The 6,717-nt window shown below is 73.4% G+C and carries 5 protein-coding genes; 4 read left to right on the top strand and 1 reads right to left on the bottom strand.

The features are described from left to right. Nucleotides 1-233 precede the first annotated feature (233 nt). The 3 genes from C6N75_RS26125 to C6N75_RS30955 all read left to right on the top strand — a co-directional run bounded on the left by C6N75_RS26125 (nucleotide 234) and on the right by C6N75_RS30955 (nucleotide 2,825). A complete protein-coding gene (locus C6N75_RS26125) occupies nucleotides 234-2,039 on the top strand; it encodes a serine hydrolase domain-containing protein (protein ID WP_105871341.1) in 1,806 nt (601 codons plus the stop codon). Between the two features lie 183 nt (nucleotides 2,040-2,222). Continuing rightward, entirely contained in the window at nucleotides 2,223-2,417 is a 195-nt protein-coding gene (locus tag C6N75_RS26120; protein WP_105871340.1) for an antitoxin, read from the top strand. A 231-nt stretch (nucleotides 2,418-2,648) separates the two neighbouring features. Then, complete coding sequence (locus tag C6N75_RS30955) at nucleotides 2,649-2,825, top strand: hypothetical protein (RefSeq protein WP_181160622.1); 177 nt, start codon at nucleotides 2,649-2,651, stop codon at nucleotides 2,823-2,825. A gap of 251 nt (nucleotides 2,826-3,076) precedes the next feature. Here the strand turns inward: C6N75_RS30955 and C6N75_RS26115 are convergent, their stop codons facing one another. Next, the gene (locus C6N75_RS26115) at nucleotides 3,077-4,135 is read right to left on the bottom strand and encodes a LacI family DNA-binding transcriptional regulator (protein ID WP_105871339.1); all 1,059 of its coding nucleotides are present in this window, start codon (nucleotides 4,133-4,135) and stop codon (nucleotides 3,077-3,079) included. Nucleotides 4,136-4,424: 289 nt separating this feature from the next. On the opposite strand from C6N75_RS26115, the gene C6N75_RS26110 reads away from it, so the two are divergent. After that, nucleotides 4,425-6,602 carry a discoidin domain-containing protein gene (locus C6N75_RS26110; RefSeq protein ID WP_105871338.1) on the top strand — a complete coding sequence of 726 codons (2,178 nt, stop codon included), beginning with the start codon at nucleotides 4,425-4,427 and terminating at the stop codon, nucleotides 6,600-6,602. The last annotated feature ends 115 nt before the right edge of the window (nucleotides 6,603-6,717 follow it).

The raw sequence follows: 6,717 nt of genomic DNA, 5'->3' as shown, positions 1-6,717 counted from the left end.
CCGCTCGCTCCCCACTTCCCGCTCACGCCGCGCCCGCTCCCCGCCCGCGCCCCGGTCCCTTCGCCCGCGTCCGACGGTCCCCGCGCTCCCCGGCGCGCCCGCGTACGCCCCCGGTCCGGGTCCTTGACGCGGCCGTGGCGGCGGTAAGAAAGTTTCACCTACTGCGCGGTGGTCCGAAGGAATCTTTCAGCGGCGGCGGACGGCCGTGCGCGAGCGCGGCGGAGAGGGCGGCGATGGCTGAGGGGGCAGAGCATGCCGGGGAGGGCGCGGAGATCAGCCGCCGCCGACTGGGCGGCGGAGTGCTGGCACTGGGTGGCGCCGTGGTGATCGGCGCGGTCCCGGGTGCGGCGGCCGCCGCACCCGCGCGGCCCGCCGAGGCCGACCGGCGGCCCACCCTGCGGCTGGGCTCGGCCGAGCGGGCTGGGCTGCTGCCGGGCGCGCTCGACCGACTCGTGGAGGACGCCGAGCGCTTCCTCGGCCCCTCCCCCGTGCACCCCTGGTACGCGGGGGCGGTGCTGCTCGCCGGGCGCGGCGGCACGGTGGCCCTGCACCGCGCGGTCGGGCACGCCGTGCGGTACGCCGGCTACGACGAGAAGACCGACACCGGGGTGGAGCTGGAGGCGGACCGCCGCATCCCGATGGCCGAGGACACCGTCTTCGACCTGGCCTCGGTGTCCAAGCTGTTCACCTCGGTGCTGGCGGTGCAGCAGATCGAGCGGGGGCGGCTGGAGCTGGAGGAGCACGTCACCGCGTACCTGCCGGAGTTCGGCGGCGGAGGGAAGGGGGACGTCACCGTCCGCCAGCTCCTGACCCACACCTCGGGGCTGCGGGCCTGGATCCCGCTGTACGAGGAGCCGACCCGCGAGGGCAAGCTGCGCCTGCTGTGGAACGAGGCTCCGGCCGACCCGCCCGGCTCGGTGTACCGCTACTCCGACCTCAATCTGATCACGCTCCAGCTCGTCCTGGAGGAGATCACCGGGGAGGCGCTGGACGGGCTGCTGCGCAACGAGATCACCGGTCCGCTGGGCATGCACCGCACCCGCTACAACCCTCCCGCCTCCTGGCGTCCCAAGATCGCGGCCACCGAGGACGCCCGGCCGCCGTGGTCGGGCCTGGACCGCGGTCTGGTGTGGGGCAAGGTGCACGACGAGAACGCCCACGCGCTGGGCGGGGTCGCCGGTCACGCCGGGGTCTTCTCCTGCGCCTGGGACCTGGCCGTGCTGGCCCGCACCCTGCTCAACGGCGGGGTGTACGGGCGGGCCCGGATCCTGGAGCCGGCGTCGGTGCGGCTGATGTTCACCGACTTCAACACCGCCTTCCCGGGCGACGAGCACGGCCTGGGCTTCGAGCTGAACCAGCACTGGTACATGGGGGCGATGGCCACCCCGCACACCGCGGGGCACACCGGTTTCACCGGCACCAGCCTGGTGATCGATCCCACCACCGACTCCTTCCTGGTGGTCCTCGGCAACTCGGTCCATCCGGTGCGCACCTGGCGCTCCGGCTCGGCGCCCCGGGTGGCGACCGCCGACCGGATGGCCCGGGCCGTGGCGGTGCGCCCGGCCCACGGGCGGGGCGCCTGGTTCGGCGGGATGGCCTCGGGCACGACGGCGCTCCTCACGCTGCCCGCCCTCACCCCGCGCTCGCCCCGGCCGCGGCTGCGGTGCGCCCTGTGGTGGGACATCGAGCCCGCCGCCGACGCGGTGTTCCTGGAGGCGTCCGCCGACGCGGGGGCGACCTGGCGGGCGGTGCCGTTCACCACCGCGCGACCGGGCGCACCCGCCGAGCGCCGCCCGGACGGCACGGTCACCGGCTGGTCGGGGCGGGTGTGGCACCGGGTGGAGGCCGATCTGGCCGACTGGCGCGGCGCCGCGCTGCGGCTGCGCTGGCGGTACACCACGGACCAGCGGTACGTGGGCCGGGGCGTGTACGTGGACGGGCTGCGGGTGCTGGACGGGGCCCGGACCCTGTTCGACGAGACGCGTCCGGGCGACGCCGCCCGGATCGAGGCGGAGGGATGGTCGCTCTCCGCAGACTGACCGCGTGGGACGGCCGCCGCCGAGACCGATGGAACCGCGCGCATTCTCCGAGACACCGCGCTGAGCTGCGGTTTCGCCCGCCCCGGCGGGTTGCGCGGGCGGCGGGCGGCGCGCGCGGATGCGAACCGGGGACCCTCGCGTGAGACTGAGGGGCGGGGGACCGCTCGGCGAGGAGGATGACCCATGTCCATGCTGGACAAGATCAAGGCGAAGCTGAAGGGCCACGAGTCGCAGGTCGACAAGGGCGTCGAGAAGAGCGGTGACTTCGTCGACAAGCGGACGGGTGGCAAGTACAGCGGCCAGGTCGACTCCGCCCAGGAGCGGATGAAGGACGAGTTCGGCCGGGACCCGAACCAGGACCCGCCGACCCGCACCTGACCGCACCTGACTTCCTCTGAACCTTCGGGTCGCCGCCTCGGTCGACCCCTCTCCCGCGCCCCCGCCCCGCGCCCACCGCGCGTCGGCGGGGGCGCGCGGCATGCGCGGAGGCGGGAAACGGGCACGGCGGTGCGACGGCGCGGGGCGCCACCCGGGCGGACCGCTCGGCGTGCGGGGGCGGGCGGGGTGGTGAACAGTCGTCACGGAGTCCCCACTTCGAAGGAGAAACCCATGGTTCGGCGCATCGCTTTCGTTCTGACCGGTCTGCTGGCTCTCGGCCTCGCCGCCGCGGGCCCGGCCGCCGCCCACACCTCGGACGTCGAGGGCGCGTGGTTCGACGCCACCCGGGTGCAGGCCGGTGACGTCCGGGTGGAGAACATCCACGCGGGCGAGTTCGAGATCGACTGACGCGGTCCCGGGGTCGCCGGCCGGACCGGCGCCCCGGCCCCCCTGCCGGCCGTCCCCCGTGGGCGGCCGGTTGGCGTTTCCCGGACCTGTTTCCCGCAGTTGTATCCCGGGCCTGTTTCCCGGACCCGTCTCCCGCAGTTGTATCCGGGCCTGTTTCCCGGACCCGTTTCCCGCACCTGTTTCCCGAGGAAACGGTCGCGGGCAACGGTCGCCGGTCCCGTCGGGGCCGGCTGTCCCGTCGGGGCCGGCGGTCAGGCGGATTCGCGCAGTACCAGTTCCGGGGTGAAGACCACGGTGGTGACGGGGCGGTCGGGGTGCTCGATGTGCCCTTGGAGCAGCCGCGCCATCTCGGCGGCCATGTCCTCGACGGGCTGGCGGACCGTGGTGAGCGCGGGCCGGCAGGCGGCGGCCACCGGGCCGTCGTCGAAGCCGATGACCGCGACGTCCTCCGGTATCCGGCGGCCCCGGTCGCGCAGGACGTGGCAGGCGCCCTGGGCCATCACGTCGTTGGCGGCGAACACCGCGTCCAGGCGTGGGTGGCGCTCCAGCAGCGCGGCCATCGCGGCCTCGCCGGACTCCTGGCTGAACTCGCCATCGGCGACCGGGACGTCGGGGATTCCGCACTGGGCCATGGCGTCGCGGAAGCCTCCCACGCGGTCCTGGACGGCGGGCAGGGCGGTGGGGCCGGTGATGGTGACCGGACGCCGGCAACCGCGCGCCACCAGGTGTTCGGCGGCCAGCCTGGCGCCGCCCCGGTGGTCGAGGTCGACGCAGCTCAGCGGCACCGGGAGGGCCGGGCGGGCGAAGACCACGGCGGGCAGCCCGGCCGTCGCCAGTTGGGCGGGCAACGGGTCGTCCGCGTGGTTGGACACGATGAGCGCCCCGTCCGCGCTGCCCTGGCGCAGGTAGGAGACGACATGGTCGCGGTCGGCGGGCGACTCGGCGAACATCAGCACCGGGTGCATGGAGCGCGGCCTCAGGAACTGCACCACTCCGGTGACGACCCGGCCGAAGAAGGGGTCGGTGACGGTTCGTCCGGCGAAGGCGGTGGAGGCGGAGGGCGAGTCGTCGGCGGCGCCGGACACCACCAGGGCGATGGTCTCGGCCCGCCGGGTCACCAGGGAGCGGGCGGCCCGGTTGGGCGCGTAGCCGGTGGCGGCGACGGCCTGCCGTACCGCGTCCTGGATGACCGGGTCGACGTTGCGGACCCCGTTGACCACCCGGGAAACGGTGGCACGGGAGACCCCGGCCGCCCGGGCGACGTCCTCCAGGGTGGGGGCGCCCGCGGACCGTCGGAAGCCTCTGCTCATGGCGGCGCTCATGGGCGTCTTTATAGCACCGCACCGACCCGTCGGGAGAGCGCTCCCCGAAATCGCCGCCCCAGCGCAACTCGACGGGGATGGCTGGTCGTTGCATCGGTGCACGCCTCTTGACGGGACATGTCGTCCGGCTGAAGCATCCCGGTAGCCGGAGAGCGCTCTCCCACAGTGGCCCACCGCTGTCGGGGAGCGTGCGCGGCCGGTTCACGCCGCTCCGGCCGCGCCCGGTGTCCATCCGGCGCATCCGTGTGCGCCGCGCACCCCCATGTCAGGAGATTCCATGCCCCTCGCCGTCCCGCGCAGCAGCGGGCCGCCACGCCCGCGCTCCACGGCCGCCCTGCTGGCCGCCGCGCTGCTGGCCGCCCTGATCGCCGTGCTCCCCGCGCCACCGGCGTACGCCGAACCGGTCCTGCTCTCCCAGGGCAGACCGGCCACCGCCTCCAGTCAGGAGCACGCCTGGTCCACGGCGGCGGCCGCGGTGGACGGCGACGCCGGCACCCGCTGGTCCAGTGCAGCCGCCGACCCGCAGTGGCTCCAGGTCGACCTGGGCGCCTCCGCGTCGGTCGAGCGGGTGGTGCTGCGGTGGGAGACGGCGTACGCGAAGGCGTTCCGCATCCAGCTCTCCGCCGATGGGACGAACTGGACGGACGCCTACGCGACCACCACCGCCACCGGCGGCACCCAGAGCCTGGCCGTCTCCGGCAGCGGGCGGTACGTGCGGATGCTGGGCACGGCGCGGGCCACCCAGTGGGGATACTCGCTGTGGGAGTTCCAGGTGTACGGAACCACCGGAGGGGGCGGCGGGCCGCAGTTGCCGGGCGGCGGCGACCTCGGCCCGAACGTGCTGGTCTTCGACCCCTCGACGCCGAACATCCAGGGCAGGCTCGACGAGGTGTTCCGCCGGCAGGAGTCGGCGCAGTTCGGCACCGGCCGCTACCAACTGCTGTTCAAGCCCGGGACGTACGACGACATCAACGCGCAGATCGGGTTCTACACCTCGATCTCGGGCCTGGGCCTGTCCCCCGACGACACCACCTTCAACGGTGACGTGACGGTCGACGCGGGCTGGTTCAACGGCAACGCCACCCAGAACTTCTGGCGCTCGGCGGAGAACCTTGCGCTGAAGCCGGTCAACGGCACCAACCGGTGGGCGGTGTCGCAGGCGGCCCCGTTCCGCCGGATGCACGTCAAGGGCGGCCTCAACCTGGCCCCGGACGGCTACGGCTGGGCCAGCGGCGGCTACATCGCCGACAGCAGGGTGGACGGCACGGTGGGCCCGTACTCGCAGCAGCAGTGGTACACCCGCGACAGCTCGGTGGGCGGCTGGACCAACGGCGTGTGGAACATGGTCTTCTCCGGGGTGCAGGGCGCGCCGGCGACCGGCTTCCCCAACCCGCCCTACACCGCCCTGGACACCACCCCCGTCTCCCGGGAGAAGCCGTTCCTGTACCTGGACGGCGGCGAGTACAAGGTGTTCGTCCCGGCCAAGCGGACCAACGCGCGCGGCACGTCCTGGGGCAACGGCGCGCCGCAGGGCGGTTCGCTTCCGCTGAGCCGCTTCTACGTGGTCAAGCCGGGCGCCACCGCGGCCACCATCAACCAGGCGCTGGCGCAGGGGCTGCACCTGCTGTTCACGCCGGGGATCTACCACGTGGACCGGCCCATCGAGGTCAACCGGCCGGACACCGTGGTGCTGGGACTGGGCTACGCCACGATCATCCCGGACAACGGGGTCACCGCGATGAAGGTGGCCGACGTGGACGGCGTACGGCTGGCGGGTTTCCTGATCGACGCCGGTCCGGTCAACTCCCGCACCCTGCTGGAGGTCGGCCCCGAGGGGGCGTCCGCGGACCACGCCGCCAACCCGACCACCGTGCAGGACGTGTTCATCCGGATCGGCGGCGCCGGACCGGGCAAGGCGACCACCAGCATGGTGGTCAACAGCGACGACACGATCATCGACCACACCTGGGTGTGGCGGGCGGACCACGGCGAGGGCTGGGGCTGGGAGACCAACCGGGCCGACTACGGGGTCCGGGTCAACGGCGACGACGTGCTGGCGACGGGTCTGTTCGTGGAGCACTTCAACAAGTACGACGTGGAGTGGTTCGGCGAGCGCGGCCGGACGATCTTCTTCCAGAACGAGAAGGCGTACGACGCGCCCAACCAGGCCGCCATCCAGAACGGGTCGACCAAGGGCTACGCCGCCTACCGGGTGGACGACTCGGTCACCACCCACGAGGGATGGGGTATGGGCAGCTACTGCTACTACAACGTGGACCCGACCATCCGGCAGGACCACGGCTTCAAGGCCCCGGTGAAGCCCGGGGTGAGGTTCCACAGCCTGTCGGTGGTGTCGCTGGGCGGCAACGGCCAGTTCGAGCATGTGATCAACGACCGCGGAGGCCCGACCTCGGGCACCTCCACCATCCCCTCGACGGTGACGCACTTCCCGTAGGACGTCGCGTACGACGTCGCTTGCGACGTCCCGTAGGACGTTCCGTTCGGTGACGGCACGCGGACCCCGCCCGACGACGGGCGGGGTCTTCCGTGTCCTGGCGGGGGCGGGGGGC

Origin of the sequence: Streptomyces solincola (assembly GCF_002982015.1) — a bacterium.
Lineage (GTDB): Bacteria > Actinomycetota > Actinomycetes > Streptomycetales > Streptomycetaceae > Streptomyces > Streptomyces solincola.
Note: the sequence above shows the minus strand (reverse complement) of the source record. Positions and strands in the feature narration are given on the sequence as shown.

Excerpts from the sequence above, each read along its gene's own strand:
- C6N75_RS26125 (WP_105871341.1), top strand. The coding sequence starts at position 234 with ATGGCTGAGGGGGCAGAGCATGCCGGGGAGGGCGCGGAGATCAGCCGC.
- C6N75_RS26120 (WP_105871340.1), top strand. The coding sequence starts at position 2,223 with ATGTCCATGCTGGACAAGATCAAGGCGAAGCTGAAGGGCCACGAGTCG.
- C6N75_RS30955 (WP_181160622.1), top strand. The coding sequence starts at position 2,649 with ATGGTTCGGCGCATCGCTTTCGTTCTGACCGGTCTGCTGGCTCTCGGC.
- C6N75_RS26115 (WP_105871339.1), bottom strand. The coding sequence starts at position 4,135 with ATGAGCAGAGGCTTCCGACGGTCCGCGGGCGCCCCCACCCTGGAGGAC.
- C6N75_RS26110 (WP_105871338.1), top strand. The coding sequence starts at position 4,425 with ATGCCCCTCGCCGTCCCGCGCAGCAGCGGGCCGCCACGCCCGCGCTCC.